14 protein-coding genes and 2 pseudogenes are annotated in these 19,660 nt (G+C 52.8%); 8 read left to right on the plus strand and 8 right to left on the minus strand.

The features are described 5' to 3' along the window. Positions 1 to 156: 156 nt before the first annotated feature. Positions 157 to 462: a DUF736 domain-containing protein gene (locus PG1C_RS02970; RefSeq protein ID WP_202635947.1), complete on the minus strand. Its 306-nt coding sequence runs from the start codon at positions 460 to 462 to the stop codon at positions 157 to 159. Between the two features lie 733 nt (positions 463 to 1,195). Here PG1C_RS02970 and PG1C_RS02975 point away from each other — a divergent pair. Next, a complete protein-coding gene (locus PG1C_RS02975; protein WP_202635948.1) occupies positions 1,196 to 1,474 on the plus strand; it encodes a hypothetical protein in 279 nt (92 codons plus the stop codon). A 27-nt stretch (positions 1,475 to 1,501) separates the two neighbouring features. On the opposite strand, the gene PG1C_RS02980 is transcribed toward PG1C_RS02975, so the two are convergent. Beyond that, complete coding sequence (locus PG1C_RS02980; protein ID WP_202635949.1) at positions 1,502 to 2,329, minus strand: DUF932 domain-containing protein; 828 nt, start codon at positions 2,327 to 2,329, stop codon at positions 1,502 to 1,504. A 572-nt stretch (positions 2,330 to 2,901) separates the two neighbouring features. After that, the gene (radC, locus tag PG1C_RS02985) at positions 2,902 to 3,408 is read right to left on the minus strand and encodes a RadC family protein (RefSeq protein WP_202635950.1); all 507 of its coding nucleotides are present in this window, start codon (positions 3,406 to 3,408) and stop codon (positions 2,902 to 2,904) included. 485 nt (positions 3,409 to 3,893) lie between these two features. Between radC and PG1C_RS02990 the strand changes: the two genes are divergently transcribed. Further along, positions 3,894 to 4,712 (plus strand): type IV toxin-antitoxin system AbiEi family antitoxin domain-containing protein, encoded by an 819-nt coding sequence (locus PG1C_RS02990; RefSeq protein ID WP_202635951.1) that lies wholly within the window; start codon positions 3,894 to 3,896, stop codon positions 4,710 to 4,712. A gap of 187 nt (positions 4,713 to 4,899) precedes the next feature. Here PG1C_RS02990 and istB (PG1C_RS02995) read toward each other — a convergent pair. The 4 genes and pseudogenes from istB (PG1C_RS02995) to istA (PG1C_RS03010) form a co-directional block, all read right to left on the minus strand. Further along, positions 4,900 to 5,532 (minus strand): annotated as a pseudogene (istB, locus tag PG1C_RS02995) (IS21-like element helper ATPase IstB); the annotation flags it as partial. Positions 5,533 to 5,675: 143 nt separating this feature from the next. Beyond that, positions 5,676 to 6,461 carry an IS21-like element helper ATPase IstB gene (gene istB / locus PG1C_RS03000; RefSeq protein WP_202635952.1) on the minus strand — a complete coding sequence of 262 codons (786 nt, stop codon included), beginning with the start codon at positions 6,459 to 6,461 and terminating at the stop codon, positions 5,676 to 5,678. Next, positions 6,458 to 7,549: an IS21 family transposase gene (gene istA, locus PG1C_RS03005; protein WP_422662550.1), complete on the minus strand. Its 1,092-nt coding sequence runs from the start codon at positions 7,547 to 7,549 to the stop codon at positions 6,458 to 6,460. Before istA (PG1C_RS03005) ends, istB (PG1C_RS03000) begins: the two co-directional genes overlap by 4 nt. A 254-nt stretch (positions 7,550 to 7,803) precedes the next feature. Continuing rightward, a pseudogene (gene istA / locus PG1C_RS03010) lies at positions 7,804 to 8,658 on the minus strand (IS21 family transposase); the annotation flags it as partial. A gap of 275 nt (positions 8,659 to 8,933) precedes the next feature. Between istA (PG1C_RS03010) and PG1C_RS03015 the strand changes: the two are divergent. From PG1C_RS03015 to PG1C_RS03040, 6 genes are all read left to right on the plus strand, one after another. Further along, a complete protein-coding gene (locus tag PG1C_RS03015) occupies positions 8,934 to 9,998 on the plus strand; it encodes a YeiH family protein (protein ID WP_202635953.1) in 1,065 nt (354 codons plus the stop codon). A gap of 155 nt (positions 9,999 to 10,153) precedes the next feature. Beyond that, entirely contained in the window at positions 10,154 to 11,455 is a 1,302-nt protein-coding gene (locus tag PG1C_RS03020) for a DUF1329 domain-containing protein (RefSeq protein ID WP_202635954.1), read from the plus strand. Further along, the gene (locus PG1C_RS03025; protein WP_202635955.1) at positions 11,452 to 13,173 is read left to right on the plus strand and encodes a DUF1302 family protein; all 1,722 of its coding nucleotides are present in this window, start codon (positions 11,452 to 11,454) and stop codon (positions 13,171 to 13,173) included. Before PG1C_RS03020 ends, PG1C_RS03025 begins: the two co-directional genes overlap by 4 nt. A gap of 435 nt (positions 13,174 to 13,608) precedes the next feature. Beyond that, positions 13,609 to 14,721 (plus strand): YCF48-related protein, encoded by a 1,113-nt coding sequence (locus tag PG1C_RS03030; RefSeq protein WP_202635956.1) that lies wholly within the window; start codon positions 13,609 to 13,611, stop codon positions 14,719 to 14,721. 20 nt (positions 14,722 to 14,741) lie between these two features. Beyond that, a complete protein-coding gene (locus PG1C_RS03035) occupies positions 14,742 to 17,084 on the plus strand; it encodes an efflux RND transporter permease subunit (protein ID WP_202635957.1) in 2,343 nt (780 codons plus the stop codon). Positions 17,085 to 17,205: 121 nt separating this feature from the next. Next, positions 17,206 to 18,210, plus strand: coding sequence for a 2Fe-2S iron-sulfur cluster binding domain-containing protein (locus PG1C_RS03040; protein WP_202635958.1), 1,005 nt, complete (start codon positions 17,206 to 17,208; stop codon positions 18,208 to 18,210). Here the strand turns inward: PG1C_RS03040 and PG1C_RS03045 are convergent. After that, the gene (locus PG1C_RS03045; RefSeq protein ID WP_202635959.1) at positions 18,194 to 19,534 is read right to left on the minus strand and encodes an NAD(P)/FAD-dependent oxidoreductase; all 1,341 of its coding nucleotides are present in this window, start codon (positions 19,532 to 19,534) and stop codon (positions 18,194 to 18,196) included. The genes PG1C_RS03040 and PG1C_RS03045 overlap by 17 nt on opposite strands. Positions 19,535 to 19,660: the final 126 nt, after the last annotated feature.

Below are 19,660 nucleotides of genomic sequence, written 5' to 3' on the forward strand. Positions count from 1 at the left end.
CAAGCACGGATACGGATGCACGGCTCCACGGGATTCCGTACTCCGCCAATCAGCGATTCAGTGCATGAAATGAGGCAGCCTGGGATGCGAAGCGCGGGCCACTGATGGTGAACGCAAAAACGCCCCGCCGCACAGGCGGGGCGCCGAGGGCGACGATCAGTCGCCCTTGCTGCGCGACCAGATCAGGTTGTGCGCGCCGTCCTCGCCTTCGACCAGGCGGGCATAGATGGTCGCCGGGAACGACGGGTCATCCAGGGTTGCCGACAGGTAGGGCCGTTCCGCCTTGCTGATTTTCTTCCACGCCGCGCCGATCTCGAAGTTGCCGGCGACGATGCGGTAGTCCGGAGCGTTGTCGCTCTCCTTGGTGTTGGGAACGAATTTGACCTTGACGTTGAGCGTCAGGGTGCGAACCGTGCCGGTGAAGCTGTCGTTCTGTGCGGTGAAGATGCCGATGTTTGCCATGATGTAGTTCCTTTCGGTGAATCAAGGTCGCGCCCATCGCGGCCTTGTCGGTGATCCAAAGGGCGAGGTACGGGCGGGCTGCACCGCAAAGCGGCCGCAACAGCGTGGAGGACCGGGAGGCGCGGCGATTTTGTTGCGCGAGGAAGGCACGCAGTGCCGGGGAAAATCGTTGTGCCGGACGGTTGCAGCCATGAAGCCCGAGGCGCAGCCGGTGCCTCGCCAGGATTCACGACAAGCCAAGGCCGCCGTTGGGTGCGACCCCCACCGGAAGGCAGCATGGCTCCGGCATCTCCGCACAGGTGCTGCGCCGGTAGGCACCCCATCGCAGGCAAGGTCGGTTCCGAATCACCCAGGATGAACGCTCCTCGCGCATTGGCGCGGGCTTGTTGGATTGCGGCGTGGATGGCTCTGGGCATGGTGGACGGCCTGTCGGTGAGCCGCCGTCGTTCCTGGCGACCTGTCCGTTAGTGTCGGGGGACAGCACGCCATTGCACAACCGGGTGCAGCAAAGTCTGTCGCACTCCGGCGTCCCGCCTGTGCGGCGGGGCGCGTTTTTTGGGATCGGAGGGCGCAGCCCTCTGCATGTGAAAACGCGTGCGTCGCACTGACCGAAGAGAAAAGCCCCGCCCCGAAGGTCGGGGCTTCATGCTCACGCCATCGCGTGCATGGGCTTCACGACCCCTGGAGAGCAAGCGCAGCGCGCAGGCGTCAGCCGAACCACAGGGAGGGAACGATGGAAGCCCGCAAGGGGCGAGACGGCAAAACCGGCTCGATGCCAGGCACGACAGCGCGGCCCGGCGAGGCCGGGAGACGCCGAGAAAATTTGTACTGGATCTGCGGATTGCCCAACCCAAGGCATGGTGTACTCGTTGGACAGACGAACAAAGACAGGGATGACGAAAGTCATGCCGCCATTGGGCAGTCGCTACCCGACTGCCGCCGCGCCGCCCAGCTTTATCAGTCTAGGCGGCGCGGCGGCGTTGCATGGCCACCCGCTGCTGCATTGCCTTGAAATGAGGGGGCAAAGCCCCCTCGCATGTCAGCCTTTGAGCCGCTTCATCTCTTCGGCCAGTATCCACAGCGCACGGTTGATCTTGACGTTCTGGTCAATGCCTTGGATAGCGCGGGTGCGGTTCCTACGTCCGTTGGCCGTGCGTGCAGACAACCCACCTTGAACCAGATTTTCCTGCACGCGGTTGAACGTGCTCCACAGGTCGGGCCGGTCGTCATCCCGGCGTCGAGGCTGCAGCAATTGCGTTTCCGTGATGGGCGCAGGCTTGACCGGGTCATCGTATTTCAGCGACAACGCGGCGCGGGCAAATACCTCTGATTCGCTGTGGTCCAGCGTGATGGCGCGCAACCCTTCCTGACGTTCGCGTACCAGCTCGAACCCATCCAGCACATCGTAGGCACCTTCGATCACCTGGCCGATCACGTCGCCCTTGTGAGGGATGCGCAGGTCGGCCACGGTGTCGCCGCACACCAGCCCATTGCTGCAAACGAAACGGAACATTCCCGCCAGCATCTGATAGCTGCTGGTGCCGTCGTGCGAGTTCAGCAGAATGATTTCGTTGGCCTCTGCGCCGTTAATTTGTTTGGTGTGGCGTAGCCGCAGCATGTGCTTGGTGTGTTCGCGCTTGCCGGTATCGCGTACGCGCGTCTGGCAAACCATGAACGGCTGGAAGCCTTCCTTGCGCAGGGCACCCAATACCTCACCGGTCGAAATATAGGTATAGCGGTCGGATCGGCTCTGGTGCTTCTCTTCCGCAAAGATGGATGGAGCTACGCTGCGAATCTGGTCATCCGACAGCGGATGGTCGGCGCGCAAGATGGGGGAAGCATGTCCGAAACGGGAACTGAGTTGCATGGTATTTCTCCTGTGGTTGCAAGCTGTGGTTTCAAAGTCGACCGGATTCCAAGATTCGGAGCCCGGTGTTGGCTTTGGTTGGTTCGGCGCAGAGACCTGGGTCGGTCCCTGTTTACCGCCGTCTTTCCTTAGTTCATCGCCCGCGAAAAACCGGGCCAGCGAGGGACTAGCCGTCAAGGAAGAAGCGCAGGGTTGGTGCGGCCCGCAGCACAGCGAGGACTCGGCCTTGCGCGCCTTGACGGCCAGGCACTGCGGGCTACGGTCGCGGGAGAAAGCGATGAACTTGGGGAAAGACGAACAGCGGCCGATGGGCCAGGCGATGCGCTAAAACCGACGCCGCGCGGCAAGCGCCCCTGCGTGCCGCAAGCACGCCTGGCTGGAGGTAAGCAAAGCGCGTAGCGCGAAAACTGCACTATGTGCTGGCCGATCAGGCGCAGCCTGTTCGGCGGTCCTGTGGGGCGCCAAGCCTGCGCGGCGGGGTGGGCATCAGCCGACCCCTGGAGGCAAGCGCAGCGCGCAGCTTTTCCTCGACGCCAAGGACGCAGCAAAAAGGGGGGCAAAGCCCCCTCGGACTACAACAGCCCGCGTTCGGCAAAACTCAGGATGGCGCCACCGGCGACGATCAGGTGATCCAGCACCCGCACATCCACCAGCGCCAGTGCCGACTTCAGCGTCTGCGTCAGCATCTCGTCGGCGCGCGAGGGCTCGGCTGCACCCGATGGGTGATTATGCACCAGCAGCAGCGCAGCGCTGTTCCTGGCCAACGCTTCCTTGACCACCTCGCGCGGGTACACCGATGTTTGGCTCACCGTGCCACGGAACATCTCGACGTAGTCGATGACCCGGTTCTGTGCGTCCAGATGGATGACAGCGAACACCTCGTGCTCCAGCGCTCCAAGCTTGACCCGCAGGAAGTCGCGTACCACCTGCGGCGAGGTCAGGGCTTCGCAGTCGCGCATCTGTCCTGCGAGCACACGCCGCGCCGCCTGCAACACCTCGTCGGCATTGGCCGGACGGTAGTCGCCCGCAACATCGCGAACGAGAAGGGAAGAATCGAGAGAATGAGTAAGTTGCGACATGATCGTGCTCCAGTCCGAATCGGGCGGAATTGCCCGGAACCGGAGGAACACGCCGCAGCGCAGCAGTCAGGGGTCGCAGACGGCCGTATGGACGCCAGCGTGCAAAGCACGCGTAGCCCTTGACGGCGAGAACGACGTGGTACGTTGAAGGGAACAGCAAGGCCGCCCCCACACACTCCACTGCCTCTTGGGCAAGCGGAGCGCGCAGGCCCGGTGGGCCGGAGGCGTCAGGTATCAAAGCCGCATGGCCGCGACTCGGCACGAGGCGTGGGGCAACGCCCGCGAGCCCGACGGCACCATGTGCCGGGACGCCATTTTGCCTTGGATGTTTTATCCGAAGTAACACCACATTTTTCGGACAAACGAAGTGCAGTTAGCACCCGTCGGGGTATCGATTTGTATAGCCCGGAATATAGCCTCCCCAAGCATCCCAACTTATACGCAAAAACCTTGTATTTTTGTCGGTTTTTGCATATGATCCGGGAATGACATCCCTTGACCAATTCGTTGATAATCGACTTCTCCATGGTCGTGCGCACTTCAACCGCGACGAGGCGCTGGCTGCGGTCAACCTGAATCCTGATGGCCTGACCGCCGCGATCACCCGGCTGGTGAAAAAACAGCGGCTGGCCAACCCTCGCCATGGCTTCTATTTGATCCTGCGTCCCGAGGACCAGATGACCGGCGCTCCCGACCCCGTGCGTTGGATCGATCCCTTGATGAAGTACCAGGGTCTCGACTATCGTATCTCGCTACTGCGTGCTGCGGCCTTCCACGGTTCATCGCACCAGGCTGCCATGGTCTTTCAGGTGGTTGTGCCCAAGCAGTTGCGGGACTTCGAGATCGGACGCCACCGCCTCCAGTTTCTCTACCAGACATCCAAGGCCTTCGCAAAGCTCAATCAACCCGATTGGCTCGACCGGATAAAGAGTGATGCCGGTTTTGCCCAAGTGGCCGGCGTCGAGCTGACGTTGCTGGATTGCGCACGCTACTTCCACAAGGCCGCCGGTATCAATGGGGTTGCGCAGATCGCCAAGGACATTGGAGCCAAGGCCGAGCCGCGTGCGCTCGCCAAAGCGGCCGCTGCCTATGAAAACTCGTCCGTGCGGCGGCTGGGCTACCTGCTCGAACGGGCAGGGCACACGCGCCAAGCCAACGCGCTGGAACCCTTCGTCAAGAAGGCCAAGACAGCTGTGCCGCTGGATCCTTCCGTCAAGCCCCTCATTGAATCCCTATCCGAGCTTCACGAGAAAAATGCCCGGTGGAAGCTTGTGATCAATGAACCCGTGGAGATCGACTTTTGATTCCGAGTTCCTACATCCAGGCCTGGAGTGCGACAGCCCTGTCAATGCCGATTGAAAACTGACACACCTTTCTGGATGTTGCCGATCTAAAACTGATACACCCCCGTTGCAGCAATCTTGCGATGGTGGGGCATCCTTCCGGTTGGGCCTACGGCCCGCCCTCCACGATGCCCCACCATCGCGGTGTTCATTTTGTGGCCGACGTTCTGGACTGAACCATGCCCGCTTGGCGTTGATTTTTGAGTCGGTAACTTTCACCCGCAATCGGCACAATGCGTGCGTGATGCAATAGCCGGTCAAGGAGCGCAGCGGTCAGCGTGGCATCCTGGGCGAAGGTCGCATCCCATTGGCCGAACGGGAGATTGCTGGTCACAATCAAGCTGCCTTTTTCATAGCGCGCGGCGATGACTTGGAAGAACAAGTTGGCTTGCTCGCGGGTCATCGGCAGATAGCCGATTTCGTCAATGATGAGTAGCCGGTAATTGTTGACCGCCCGATGCATGACGCTTTTGAGCTGGTTCTGAATATGCGCGGCCGTCAATGCCAGCAATAGGTCGGCGGCGGTGGTGAAACGCGTCTTGATGCCCGCTTGCGCCGCCTTGTAGCCCAAGGCGATGGCCAAGTGCGTCTTGCCGACCCCCGAGGGACCGATAAGCACGACGTTCTCATGGCGCTCAACGAAGCCCAATCCAGCCAGTTCCTCGATCTGGCTACGTTTCACGCCTTGCGCAAACCCATAGTCAAACTCATCCAGCGTCTTAATGGCCGGAAAGCCCGCCAGTCGGGTGAGGAGGGTCTGCTTTCTGACGTTGCGTCCTGTCAACGGCGATTTAAAACTGACACAGATTTCTTCCAAGCAGCGATTTAAAACTGATACACCCCCGGATACTGATTTGCGCGGCATAGGTGTCTTGGAGGGCGGGCCGCAGGCCCAACCGGAAAGATGCCTATGCCGCGCGGTGCTCAATCGGTGGTGGCCGCCTTTCTGGCCTGAAACACACCGGCCTGACGTTGATGCTTGAGTCGGTAACTCTCTCCTGCAATCGGCAAGATACGTGCGTGGTGCAGTAGGCGATCCAGCAGCGCCGCCGTCAGCGTGGCATCCTGCGCAAAGGTCGCATCCCACTGCCCAAAGGGCAGATTGCTGGTCACGATCAGCGAGCCCCGCTCGTAGCGGGCGGCAATCACCTGGAAGAACAGGTTGGCCTGTTCGCGGCTCATCGGCAGGTAGCCAATTTCGTCAATGATCAACAAGCGATAGGCGTTGATCGCCCGATGCATCACCGTCTTCAACTGGTTTTGCGCATGCGCAGCCGACAGGGTCAACAGCAGATCGGCGGCCGTCGTAAAGCGCGTCTTGATGCCAGCCTGTGCCGCTCGATAGCCCAGCGCGATCGCCAGATGCGTCTTGCCCACGCCCGAGGGCCCCACGAGAACGACGTTCTCCTGGCGCTCAATAAAACCCAGCCCCGCCAGTTCGTCGATCTGACTCTTTTTGACGCCGGCGGCAAACGAGTAATCGAAATCATCCAGGGTCTTGAGCGCCGGGAAACCCGCCAGTCGGGTCAGCATGCTTTGCTTGCGCACTTGTCGGCCAGCCGCTTCCGTTCTCAGCAGTCCTTCCAGGAAATCGCTGTAGGCCACTTCCTTCTCGGCAGCCGCCTGACTGGCGATGGCGTAGCCTTGGGCAATGAACGGCAGGTTCAGCGTTTCGCACAGCGACAGCATTCGTTCGTGTTGAAGGTTCATGGTGCCTTCTCCGCACCGGCTCGGCACTGGGCCAGCAACTGCTCATAGACGGCCAGCGGATGCTGACACGGTGTCGCGGCTTCGATGCGTTCAGCGACCACCGCAGGACGAACCACCGCCTTCCCGGGAATCCCCACCGCTTCTTGAGGCCGCGCTGCCGCGATGTCACCTCGCCAGGCGGCAGGAACCGCCTGGAGTTGGCTTTGTTCTTCCTGCAGTCGTGCACTCGGCTTGACTTGGGTCGTGCCATGAATGCGCTCGTTGGCCACGTCCTTCAACCAGTACCTGATTTCGACGTTGGCTGTCACCACATCGAGTTGTAAACTCGCCTGCTTGAGCTTGGCGACCAGGGGCACGTAGAACGAACGGCGCAGGTAACCATTGAAGCGCTCAACCTTGCCTTTGGTGCGGGCACGGTACGGACGGCAGAGTTTGATGACGAATCCGCAGTGCTTGGCATAATCGAGAAAGCCGGCGTGGTAACGGTGCTCACCTGATCCATCGACGTCGCGTTCGAGAACGACGGTCTTCATGTTGTCGTAGAGAATCCGCCGCGGCACGCCGCCCAAGGCGACAAAGGCGCTCTGGTGGCAGTCAATCAGGGTGCCGACTTTCATGTCGGTGACGAATTCGACGTAACTTGCCCGACTGTAGCCGAGTGTGGCGCAGAAGGCGTAGAGGGGGTGACGGCCTTTGCGAAATTCAACCCAGTCGACTTGCAGCTGCTCACCCGGTGCCGTTTCGAAACGCACGACCGGATCGACCGGCAATGCGGGCCTGATACCGCGTAGATAGCTTCGCAGCTGGCTCAGGCCACCTTGGTAGCCTTGGCCTACGATCTCCCGGTGCAACACCGTGGCCGGAATCCATAAAGGGTGCGCTGCCGACTGTCGCTCCCGCAGGTAGGGCTCATACGGCGCCACTTTGGCTAACCGCTGTTTCTTCCGCTCGTATTTCGGCTTCGCTCCTGCCGCCAAATGACTGCGCACCGTATTGACCGCACAACCAACCTCCGTCGCAATGCGGCGCAGGCTCAAACCATGTTTCCTTAATACTTCGATTTCCATATATACCTCGTTTGTAATCACCGGCGCCTCAAATCCGCCGATCTTCCCTCAACTCGGTGTATCAACTTTCAATCGCTGCCCTGTATCAATTTACATCCGCTGCTGACACGTCCTGCCGCTTCGGCTTTGAGCAGATGCTCCAGGAAATCGCTGTAAGGCGTTTCGTGCTGGACGGCATCTTGTGTGGCCGCCGGATAGGTCTGCGCGATGAACGGTAGATTGAGGTTCTCACACAGCGTCAGCATGCGTTCGTGTTGGAGATTCATGCGGCCCCCCCCGACTTCGTGACGACACTGCTCAAGCAATCGCTCGTAGACCGCGAGCGGATGTTGCGGCGGTGTCGCCAGCGCCAAGTGTTCAATGAGGATGACAGACCGTTCGACGACTGTGGCAATCCCCGTGTTCTGAGGCCGCGCGGCAGCGATGTCACCGCGCCAAGGCGTGGGCAGCGTTTGCAGACATTCCTCGGACAGGCGATCCACTGGACGCGCTTGCGTGGTCCCATGAATGCGTTGATTGGCGACCTCGGCAAGCCAGCGTCGGACTTCGCTGTTGGCGGTGACTACATCCAGACTCACGCCAGCCTGCGCCAGTTGCGCCACCAAGGGAACATAAAACGAGCGGCGCAGATAACCGTTAAAACGCTCGACCTTGCCTTTCGTCTTGGCACGATACGGACGGCACAGCTTGATCACGAAACCACAGTGCCGCGCGTAGTCAAGAAACCCCGCGTGAAAGCGGTGCTCGCCTTGCCCCGACGCATCGCGTTCCAACACCACGGTCTTCATGTTGTCATACAGCACGCGCTGGCAAATACCCCCAAAGGCGACGAAGGCGTCCTCATGGCAACGGATGAGCGTCTCTACTTTCATATCGGTGACGAACCCAACGAAGCTTGCGCGACTAAAGCCCAAGGTCGCGCAGAACGCATACAGCGGATTCCTGCCTTTGCGAAACTCCACCCAATCGACTTGCATTTGCTCGCCCGGCGCGGTTTCAAATCGCACGATAGGATCGACTGGCAAACTCGGCCTCAGCCCTCGCATAAACGCGCGCAGCTGACTCCCCTTGCCACTGTAGCCCAGCGCCGCGATCTCGCGCATGAGCACGCTCGCCGGTATCCAGCCAGGACGTCAGCAAGCCCTCTTACCACCAATTCCTCCAGCCAAAACTCCCTCGTCAGCAGCCTGAGCGAATTCCAATCGCGGAATTTGGGATTTAATCTATCGATTAAATAAGTAAATTGTAGAAATATAATTTGTTTTACAATTAATTGTTCCTTGCTTAAAGTTATTCCAAATCTATTACTTGAAAAACATGGAATCTCTACCCTTCCTGCCATCTCAGCAAAAATGCCCCAACAAGCCATGTATGTTCTCCATGTATGTTCTGTGAGAGCCTCCTGATGGCCGCTATAGGGCAATATTTCCCTGGCCTTGCACTGTCCGGCAGTCTTGCTGCACTATCCATCGAACTTGGCAAACTGAATTGGTTGCAGGCCAACGGGATCAGCGTGCTGACGTTGGCCATCCTGCTTGGTATGGTAGTGGGCAACACGGTGTTTCCGCGGATCGCCATGGCAAGTGCAGCGGGCGTGACGTTTTCTCAACAAAATCTGCTGCGACTCGGCATCGTCCTGTATGGCTTTCGTTTGACTTTTCAGGATATTGCATATGTCGGCATCAGCGGGGTGGTGATCGATGCGATGGTTTTAAGCAGTACCTTCGCCATGGCATGGCTGCTCGGCACCAAGGTATTCAAGCTCGATCAAAAAACCATATTGCTGATTGGTGTTGGCAGCTCCATTTGTGGAGCCGCTGCGGTAATGGCAACCCAGTCAGTTGTTCGTGCCCGAACCGAACAAGCAACCGTGGCTGTATCAACAGTCATCGTTTTTGGAACTCTTGCCTTATTCTTATACCCGGCAATGTATTACATTAACGAACAATGGCAATTGTTATCTCTCTCGCCAATTGTATCAGGAATATATATCGGCGCCACAGTGCATGAAGTGGCACAAGTGGCAGCTGCCGCATCTTCGATAAGTGCAGAGATAACTAATACAGCGGTTATCACAAAAATGATACGCGTGATGATGTTGGGGCCGTTCCTATTGATCTTGTCAGTTTATTTGTCCCGGAGACAATCACGCGAAACTATCAATATGACCAGTAGATATGATACTCACAAAACAAATGGCCGTATTACCATTCCATGGTTCGCGTTAGGTTTCTCTGTAGTTATCGCTTTGAATTCGCTTGCCATTTTGCCTGGTGCAATCGTGTCAGGTATTACTGAGATCGATACGTTTCTATTGGCAATGGCAATGGTTGCCCTAGGTCTGTCGAGTCACATTTCGACAATTCGCCGCGCCGGAGTTATGCCATTCTTATTTGCCGCATCGCTATTTGTCTGGTTAATTTTTGGTGGCCTTGCAGTAACTATAGGTGTGACGACATGGCTTGGCTGATCTTTTCTTAAACAAATCTTGGCTGGATAAGTGTATTGTGATATCGTAAATTAGTATTTTTCGAGTGTCAAAAAGGAGGAAACATAAACGAAAACCGGACAGATCACGAATCCGCAACACTTCAAAGTACATCATAAAAAAGAGGAGGATGAAATATGAAACTGAAGCCATTGTGTTATCGATTTGCCAACAGCCCTGTTGCATGTCCCCTATTTTCAAGCGCAGCTATTTGCCTTGCTTTATTATTCTTTTCCCCATTTGTTGTTAGTGCAGCGGAGCTACCCCCTGGAACTGTCATCAATGCTTCGAATATTGATACTTTTAAAAATGATACTTTTGAACAGCATCCGATATCGGAATTGATTCCTCCGTCGATCGAAAGGTTGGTTCGTGAATTCAAGTTAAACGTAAAGATCAAGCACTCGGAAAAATATCCACTTGATTCTTCACTAGTTAGCCTGACGAAAAAGTACAGCCCTTCTGTTCGGCTTAACGAAAAGACCAAACAGATTGAAAATTATGTAGCAGGGATCGCTTTCCCAGATATTCGCTCAGACGATCCCAATGCGGGATACAAGGTGATGTGGAATAACTTTCTTTTATATTCACTTATCAATAATGGTGAAATTGTCAATTCTTCACTTTTGTTGATCGATCAGAAAAAAGGGTTGGAGCAAGTTCAGTCATTCAAGTTCTCCGTTGTGCCTATGGTAGGACGTGTCGATGAACCTCATGTCATTGGGAAAGGCGATATCGCCAAACGTGAGCTTCTTGTTTTTACCGAACCTTATGATCTTCGGGGTTTGGGTACATTCACTATCCGCTACATGGATGGGCGTCCAGATGAAACTTCTGCATATCTGAAGAGCGTGCGACGAATACGCAGGCTAACTGGTGGTGCCTGGATGGATCCTGTTGGTGGAGCAGATTATCTTTATGATGATATTAACGGATTTAATGCGCATCCCTCTTGGTATAAGGATTTTCGTTACATCAAGCGGAAATGGATATTGGGACTTGTTCTGCGGACACCCCCTCGCGTTAAGGGGGCAGCGACACTCGCGGACGAGTTTACCGGGGTGGACCTTAAGAATCCCCCCTATTGGAATCCAACGATGGACTGGGAGCCTGTTGAGGTGGATGTAGTTGAAGCTATTACTCCGCCAGAGCACCCTTACAGCAAAAAGATATATTACATCTCAGTAGGCATACCTGGTTTTGCAACGATGGCTGAGTTTTATAACAAGAAAGGGACGCTGTGGAAGATTGATCTCCTTGGGTCTAGAGCCAAATTTGTTGATACCAAGGGTCGCAAAATACCAGCCGCTGGTTACATGAATTATGTGATTGATATTTTGCGAGGTCATGCCAGCGTAACTTTTGGTTGGGACGTTACACATATAGATCTTAAGCCAGAAGACGTTAGTATTGACAAGTTATTGGAGGTGGTCAAATGAATTGGTTAAAACTTTCATTTCGAGTTGATAAGAATAGCCTAGGCAGCGCGGAAGACTTCGATGGGTCTTCTCCACCCCTTCTACTCATTATCGGCAGGTGGTGCCTAACTCCGTTTATTTTCATTGTCGGCTCATGGGCAAATATTGCTACCGCTGAGGAGTATGACACGCCTTCATTCGCTGATAGTTCAATTGTGGCTAGTGATGGCACTAGTTCCCCTAGAACAACCATCGATGCACAATTACATGGATACTTTCGTCAGTATATCGGTTGGAACCTTGAGGATCATCCCGAGCCTGATGGAAAGGGTGGGCAGATTGATGGTGCAGGAGATATCTCTATCATGCGAAGTGTAGTCAAGCTGGATGGTGATATTAATTTTGGAAAGGTGAAACTCAAAGCTGTTGGAAGATTTAGTAGTGAGCATAAAACGCCGTACTTGAGGAGACTTGAGAATGCAGCAATAGCGCAAGGAGGGAGAGCGTTTGTTAATGATCAATATAACGAAGCTGAAATCCGAGAGTTTTACGCCGCATTCCCTTTGACTGAGAGGATAAAGGTTCAGCTTGGGAAACAACAGATGCCATGGGGCGAGGCTGATTTTTTCCACGCGACCGATGTCGTGCAAGGATACGACACTAGATGGCGATCAACATTAGAGCGTGAGAATGAGGAGACGCGTAATCCTACTTGGCTTGCCAATATAGAGATCGCATTTCCTGAGGTGGATGGTAATCTGCAGCTAATCTATGGCCCAGGCTGGGGCTCCGGTAGAAAAGTAGTCAATAATATTGACCTAGCTGGTGGTAGATTTGCAGGAACTGGCTATCATGGCGTTGATAGCACGCTATTTACACCATATAACTATCACCAATCTAGTGGCGATACAAGTGACGATACTTGGGGTTTTCGCTGGACTGGTAATGCTCCAGGCAGAGCGATTAGCTACTCATTATTGTACTACCATGGGTTAAATTATGACCCTATCGTTAATTCAGTCGCAACGGATTTTCCTAGTTTCAAATCAGCAAAGGCTTACGGTCAAGTTCCCGCGAATAATTTCGGGGAGATTATTTATCCAAGAATGGATACTTATGGTGCGACATTCAATGCAGATTTGCCAGATATCGACACGGTGTTGCGTGGTGAGCTCGCCTATCAGCCTAAACATCAATATAACATCGGTAGCAGCTTCTGTGCCCTTGTGGGCCCACCTCCAGCGTGTGCTGTCGTTCCTGGTATTGGAGGTATTCTAGAAAAAAGTACAGTTCGGATGATGCTGGGCTTTGATAATACAGCCAAATGGACTCAAAGCGTGTTTGGTACAGCGAGGCCAGGGTTGTGGACTTTAGAAGTTTTTGATAGATGGATAACAGGGTTTAAAGACAGTGACGATATTGTCGAATTATTTGGATACTCCGCTAAGGCTCGAGAGCACCAGACGTTTCTCACTTCCACGCTGACTCTAAACTACTTGAATGATCGACTAAAACCAAGTTTAGCACTTTTGTGGGACACACACTACGGAGACACCATTTGGGTTGGTGGTCTCGATTATGCCATTGGTGATAAATGGCGTATTTATAGTGAGATTTCACTCAATTTCCCAAGAGGTCCCACAAAAAAATCAGCAAATGATATAACAGATCGCACTCATCTGTTGAGTACTGGTGCAGACAACAGCCAGCTTCTGATCCGTGCAACGTATCAATTTTGAATTTTACTTAGATGCTTTCTGTTTGTCCTAAAAAGGCAAATGGTACTTGTGAGTTAACAAGCCTTTTGGTTAGCTGTGACAAATCCTGTAGCTTGCAATGCAGGTTCGCGCTGTTGGATTTTCTTAAAAAAGGGGTCTAGCGGAAATGATGAATCAATTGTGCTTGCAAAGTTTTAAGGGCTCGCTGTTTGCCACATCTTTCTGAAGGGTGAGTCAGATTTAAATATAAATATCGAGACTCTCGCTTCTGACTTCTAGTAAGTCGACTACCGTGAAAGAGTCAATATTTCACTAGGTGGAGAAGATGTTTTGTCACTGTCTAAAATGCAATCCATCGTTTGCTTCCTGTGAGGGAAGGTCAAAAGCTACAATATCATTTTCGATACTCAAGTTTTCCACGATGGGGTTATATATAAGAGCAAGAAAGCAGAGTGCATGAACAAGAAAATGATACAAGTCGTAGAGGGTGTCGTCTCTCTGGCTATCGTGGCGTCTTTATATCTGGTGGGCGTCTACGTCAAGCCCAAAGAAAAAATTTTTCATCTAGAGCATCCATCCATAGAAAGACGTGATCGATTTTTTGGGATCGCTGAAGCTGTAGGTAAGCCCGGCATCCTATGGATGGCTGGGAAAGAAGGCAAGATAGTACGCAGCGAGGATGGCGGCCATACTTGGCAAATGCAAGCCTCTGGCACCCGAGAAAACCTTCAAAGCGTTGCTGCTTGGGATAGTAAACGTGCGGTGGCAGTCGGTAACACAGGTTTGGTCTTAGTCACAGCAGACGGCGGGATTACTTGGCGAGCCGTGGATTCACCAAAATCAGCGGTCGACAACAAACTGCTTCGAGTTCGTATCGACCCGCAAGGCACAGCCTGGGCGGTAGGCGTCATGGGCACCGTGCTCACTAGCAGTGATTTTGGCAGGACTTGGGAGCGCAAAGTCCCTGAGCAGGACGTTGCTTGGAATGACGTCAACTTTGACGGGCAAGGTACTGTCTGGGTCGTTGGTGAGTTTGGCCATGCCATGCATACCACTCAAGTCGGGAGCAAATCCGTGGTTGTAAAAGCAGCCGGCGTGGTGAATCAGATTGGATCAGATGCAAGTCAAGGCCTTGGCATAAGTGAAGAGAAGAAGCTTACGCCACCTGCTGGGTGGGTTGGCGTTACGATGCCCACTGACCGTAGCCTGATGACCATAAATTTTAGCGATCCCCAGCACGCTGTTGTCGGTGGTGTAGAAGGTACCTTGCTCACGACCAATGATGGTGGTGCAACATGGATCTCTGTGCCGTTAGCCACAAAGGAGCACATCCTCGACATGACCTTTGCTGCTGGACACTGGATAGGTGTTGGCGGACGTGGTTTGTTGCTCAAGGGCATGGCTAATGGAACGCAATGGGAGGTCGGTCGCGCCCAAGCGGATGACTATGCTTGGCATGCCACAGTAGCAACTTTTCAGGACAAACTTCTGATTGCTGGTGCGACGCTGATTGAGCAGGACCTAAAAAACTTGAAGGTTTTCAGTAATGAAGAAGCAGTAGCTGAATAGCAACCACTGGAGCCTATTAAATGATTGAGTTTTTGGCAAATAAGCTATTTCCCAAACGCGTGGCCATTATGGTTGCCATTATCGTTGCCTCGGCTATATTGGGAGTGATCTCCCTACGTCTGGAGATTACGACACATTTTACAGATTTGTTACCTGGGCATCACCCCTATGTTGAGGTGCATGAGAAATACAAAGGTAGTTTTGGTGGCGCTAATGTCGTGACCATTATGGTCGAACCAGAGAAGGGGGACATTTTCCAACCGAAAGTGCTGAACAAGATACGCGCTATCACGCAAGGACTGCTGTATGTCGATGCAGTGAATCAATATCAGGTTACTTCGTTGGCTGCCAAGAAGCTTAAGGATGTACGTGGCTCGACTTATGGCATAGAAAGCATCCCCTTGATGTGGCCAGATGTGCCTAATGATCAACAAGGAATTGAAATGCTGCGCCGTGCGGTTGTTTCCAATCCACTTGTGTATGGCGCTTATGTCTCGCGTGACCTCAAGGCCGGTTTGATCACGGTGGATTTTATTGATAGATTGCTGGATGTCGAAAAAGTCTACACCCAGATTAATCAGCTGATTGAAAAGAATACTGAACCCGGTATCCGAATAAGCGTTGTCGGTGAGCCCATGCTGCATGGCACAGTATTCAGCTATCTACCTGAGACAGTCGAGATATCGATATTTATCATTTTGGTAATGGGTGTCATTTTGTTTTTTACTATGCGCACCTGGCGTGGAACCTTGCTGCCGCTTTTTACTGCGGGGGTTTCAGCGCTGATTTCGCTTGGCATCATTCATCTAGTTGGTTTTAACTTTGACCCGCTAATCATGGTGATTGTATTTTTGATCTCAGCACGAGCTATCTCACATTCAGTACAGTTTTGCGCTGCATTTGACGATGAGCGAATGCTTGGTGTGAAATCCTCTCATGAGGCTGCACGGCTAACCTTTATCAACTTATTTCGCCCCTCAGTATTGGGTTTATTGGTAGACATTGGCAGTATTCTGGTTGTAACTCTGACACCGATTCCGCTGCTGCAAAAAGCCGCTATTATTGGCGCCATCTGGCTGACTAGCCTGCTAGTGACTGCCTGTATTATGGTGCCTATTGCTTTGTCATGGGTGAAAGCGCCAAGAGAGCGCGTTGCACTGAAGTGGGATATTACGCAGTACCTGCTGAAATTGTGTCGTTTGTTTGCGCGGTTGTCGACTCATAAAGTAAGTGCTATCGCTATTTTGGTGGCTAGTCTTTTGGCGCTGTTGCTAGCGGGGGAACAAGCGTCGGAAGTCACTGTCGGTGATGCAAATCCAGGATCCCCACTGCTGTGGCCTAGCTCAAAATACAACAAGGACTGGGGTGCGATCAATCACCGCTTCCGAGGAAGCGAGCAGATGTTTTTGGTAGTAAAGGGTGATGCATATGATGCACTCAAACAACCGGCTGTTTTGGATAATATTATTCGTCTGCAGCGGTTTGTAGAGGCACAGCCGCAGATTGGTGGCTCGATTTCCGTAGCTGATGTGATTGCGCCGACCAATGCTGTGGTGCACGAGGGGAATCCGCATTTTGAAGAACTCGGTAAAAATGCTACTGATAACGGCGAACTTTTGCACTTGGTGACCCAAGGTGCGGAGCCTGGCGACATGGATCGTTTTATTGATGCTAATTCAAAAGTAGGCGCAGTAACCATTTTTTTCCGGGATCACCAAGGGGATACTATCCGCACAGCAGTTTCACGCATCAGGGAGTACATTGAAAAAAATCCAATTTCGGGTGCGCACTATGAATTAGCGGGAGGGCTGATAGGAGTACTGGCCGCCATTAACGAGATCATTTTTGCCGATCAGATAAAGAGTATTGCGCTAGCACTTATGGTGCTTTTTGTTTTCTGCGCAATAAGTTATCGATCGGTTCAAGCAGGACTGTTTTTTTTACCGCTGATCCTGCTTTCCAACGTAGTGACTTTCGCGTTCATGAAGTGGATGGGTATCGGCATGAATATCAACACGCTACCTATTGCCGCGCTCGGTATTGGCTTAGGTGTCGATTATGCCTTTTATATCGTCGATCGAATAAAGGAGCGATTTAATGTGACCAAAGATCTGCGAGGCAGCATTACCTTCAGCCTGGAAACTGCCGGACGAGGTGTATTGATTACTGGCTTGACTATGGTTTCCAGTGTCTTTCTTTGGTACCTAATGTCTTCGCTACGCTTTCAAGCGGAAATGGGATTACTCATTGCTTTATGGATGACTATCTCTGCTACTGCCGCGCTATTAGTAATTCCTTCAATGATCTATCTTATGAAGCCTAATTTTGTAATTGGTGAAAGGCTGATGCCATTTATAGAATGATAGCAAGCATGGAAAAGCTACAGCTACTATAAGATCGACATCCGTTATAATCCATCGTTTTTTCTAGCAAAATCTAGAGAAGTCTTTTGCATTGTATAAACTTTTATAACTCTCTTTTTATATGAAAATTATCGTTCAATTTTCTGATAACGAAACCGTATTGCTGAATGCAACACCAGAGGAAACGCTATTCGATGCGGCCAAGCGGCAGGGGCTGCGTTGGCCGATCGATTGTGCCGAGGGGGTATGTGGTAGCTGTAAGTGTCAAATTATTTCAGGCACAGTGGATCACGGGTTTTATACTGATGAGGCCTTGACGCAGGAGGAAATTACTGCAGGTTATGCATTGGGGTGTCAGACTCGAGCAAAAAGTGATTTGATCGTTTCCTTGCGCATGCCTCTGGCAAGACTTCGACGCGCTGCACCCCCTATGTTGTCGGCGCATATCGTGCGCCTTGATACAGTAGCTAAGGATACCGTGCACCTTGTGCTGCAATTGAATCAGCCCATTGAGTTTTTACCCGGTCAGTACGCAAAGCTAAAAGTCCCGGGATCAAATGACTGGCGTGCCTATTCATTCACAAATATCCCCAATCATGATCAGGTGGGAATGCTGATTCGATTATTACCATCAGGGCAGATGAGTGATTATCTGCGTCGAGCTCAAGTGGGGGAGGTGCTTGAGCTAACTGGACCACATGGCATATTCTTCATGCGTGATTATTCCAGCCCTGCAGTGATGATTGCTGGGGGGACTGGCCTCGGGCCAATGCTTAGCATGCTGCAAACACTAGCTGCCGACGACCGTGCATCCGCTATGCAATCAGCGAGACTGCTTTATGGTGTCAACGATGCGGCTGAAATTGCATGTCTGGACATACTTGAAGCCGTAAAGAAAAAGTTGCCCGGATTTTCCTGGACAATCAGTGTCGCCAATGCAAGTGCTCAGTATCGTCAAGGTTTTGCGACAGATTTGCTGGATGACTTCACTGCTGCAGATGTTGCATCGACAACGTTTTATCTTTGCGGCCCGCCACCGATGATCGATGCAGGTCGTGCCAAGCTTAAGAATCTTGGCGTGAGCGAAGAAAAAATCATTTACGAGAAATTTATTGCTTCGCAGTGAGTGTCCATGGCCTCATGGGGCGGCTTTTGATTTGGCGGATCATCCCGTCCAGTTCACGTTGCCCCTTGCTGCCTTCTTTCATTTCTGCAAATATCGCCCCCACACTGGCGCGTTTTTTCAGCACGGCGCGAATAGCGGCCCGAGTCAGCGTCTTAGGGTTAAAGAAGTCTGCCGGTCGGTGCGTGCGCTGATAAATGCCTCCCATTACCGGAAGCAGTTTGGGATCGGACATTGCATCTTCCATCAATTGAACTACTAGCGCTCCTGGCCCGGCGCCGCGGCTCATCTGCACGCCCATGAACAATATGTCAATCGATTCAAGATCGCGATCACGTTCCCAGGCGTCCATGATGGCCTGCTCGCTACCGGGGTTATCAAGTGAACGCTTGATAGCGGAGGCAAGCTTTATGGCGTGGTGCACCGCATCGCCGATTCCCTGTGCCAGCACAGGGTCTTTGAAGTGTCCGGAATCACCCACCAGCGCCCAGCCTGGACCAACGCTACGGCGCATGTAAGATGGCATTTTAAGACGACTATAGACCCGATCAGTCTGTTCGCCTTTAAGGTAAGCCGCAGTTCGATCAAAGGAGGACAGTTGAGCCTTCAAAGCACTATCGGGGTCATTTTTAAATTTATCGAGATCGGCATTGACCGGAAAACAGCCGACGAGCACCTGGTTTTCACCTACCGGGAAAATCAGATATCCACACGGATCGGGTTTGTTGTCATCGAAACAAAAAAATCCCACATCGTTTGGGAGCCCTTCAGCAAGGCGGTAGTAACTGAAATAGCAGAAGCGATCACTTGGAATATCCAGCCAGGTTTCTGCCTGTACGGCGCGAGCCACCATGGATGTTACGCCATCCGCACCAACGACGAAGCGGGCGCGCACCTCACCATCAGCAGTCCGCACGCCAATCACGCGCTGGCCGTCATCAAGAACATCTGTCACCCGTGTATTGAGCCGAATTTCAGCGCCAGCGCGGCGGGCGGCATCAAGCAGAGCATTGTCCAGCACACTACGGCGAATACAATAGGACGGATCAGGGAAGGGAAAGGTGGCAGTTATTCCATTCTTAATTTCCAGTTTCAAGCTTAATAGCGCCGGGGCATGCGACGACATCAGTTGGGCATAATCAACACCCGTTTGATTGACCAACCGATCAACGGTGTTGTAGTAAATATTATGCGTAGAAACCGGTTCTTCTTTCAGGTCGTCACGCTCGATTACACATACTTTTACACCCTGTTTGGCGAGGTGAGCCGCTAAAGTGCTGCCAGCAACTCTGCCACCTACGATGACCACATCAAAGTTATCGCTCATACTGTCTCCTGATACTTTTAATGAAAAGATGAAATCTCACTAGCCCAATTGTAGATAAATCGGAAAACACTAGTGTCCGGTTAAATTGAGACGTACCGACGGCAACGCCAACAATGATAAGGGTTT

This window comes from Rugosibacter aromaticivorans, assembly GCF_000934545.1.
GTDB classification, from domain to species: domain Bacteria; phylum Pseudomonadota; class Gammaproteobacteria; order Burkholderiales; family Rhodocyclaceae; genus Rugosibacter; species Rugosibacter aromaticivorans.

Coding starts and splice junctions, on each gene's coding strand:
- PG1C_RS03030 (WP_202635956.1), top strand. CDS start 13,609: ATGAACAAGAAAATGATACAAGTCGTAGAGGGTGTCGTCTCTCTGGCT.
- PG1C_RS02975 (WP_202635948.1), top strand. CDS start 1,196: ATGGAAGCCCGCAAGGGGCGAGACGGCAAAACCGGCTCGATGCCAGGC.
- radC (WP_202635950.1), bottom strand. CDS start 3,408: ATGTCGCAACTTACTCATTCTCTCGATTCTTCCCTTCTCGTTCGCGAT.
- PG1C_RS02970 (WP_202635947.1), bottom strand. CDS start 462: ATGGCAAACATCGGCATCTTCACCGCACAGAACGACAGCTTCACCGGC.
- PG1C_RS03025 (WP_202635955.1), top strand. CDS start 11,452: ATGAATTGGTTAAAACTTTCATTTCGAGTTGATAAGAATAGCCTAGGC.
- PG1C_RS03015 (WP_202635953.1), top strand. CDS start 8,934: ATGGCCGCTATAGGGCAATATTTCCCTGGCCTTGCACTGTCCGGCAGT.
- PG1C_RS02990 (WP_202635951.1), top strand. CDS start 3,894: ATGACATCCCTTGACCAATTCGTTGATAATCGACTTCTCCATGGTCGT.
- PG1C_RS03035 (WP_202635957.1), top strand. CDS start 14,742: ATGATTGAGTTTTTGGCAAATAAGCTATTTCCCAAACGCGTGGCCATT.
- PG1C_RS03045 (WP_202635959.1), bottom strand. CDS start 19,534: ATGAGCGATAACTTTGATGTGGTCATCGTAGGTGGCAGAGTTGCTGGC.
- PG1C_RS03040 (WP_202635958.1), top strand. CDS start 17,206: ATGAAAATTATCGTTCAATTTTCTGATAACGAAACCGTATTGCTGAAT.
- PG1C_RS02980 (WP_202635949.1), bottom strand. CDS start 2,329: ATGCAACTCAGTTCCCGTTTCGGACATGCTTCCCCCATCTTGCGCGCC.
- istB (WP_202635952.1), bottom strand. CDS start 6,461: ATGAACCTTCAACACGAACGAATGCTGTCGCTGTGCGAAACGCTGAAC.
- PG1C_RS03020 (WP_202635954.1), top strand. CDS start 10,154: ATGAAACTGAAGCCATTGTGTTATCGATTTGCCAACAGCCCTGTTGCA.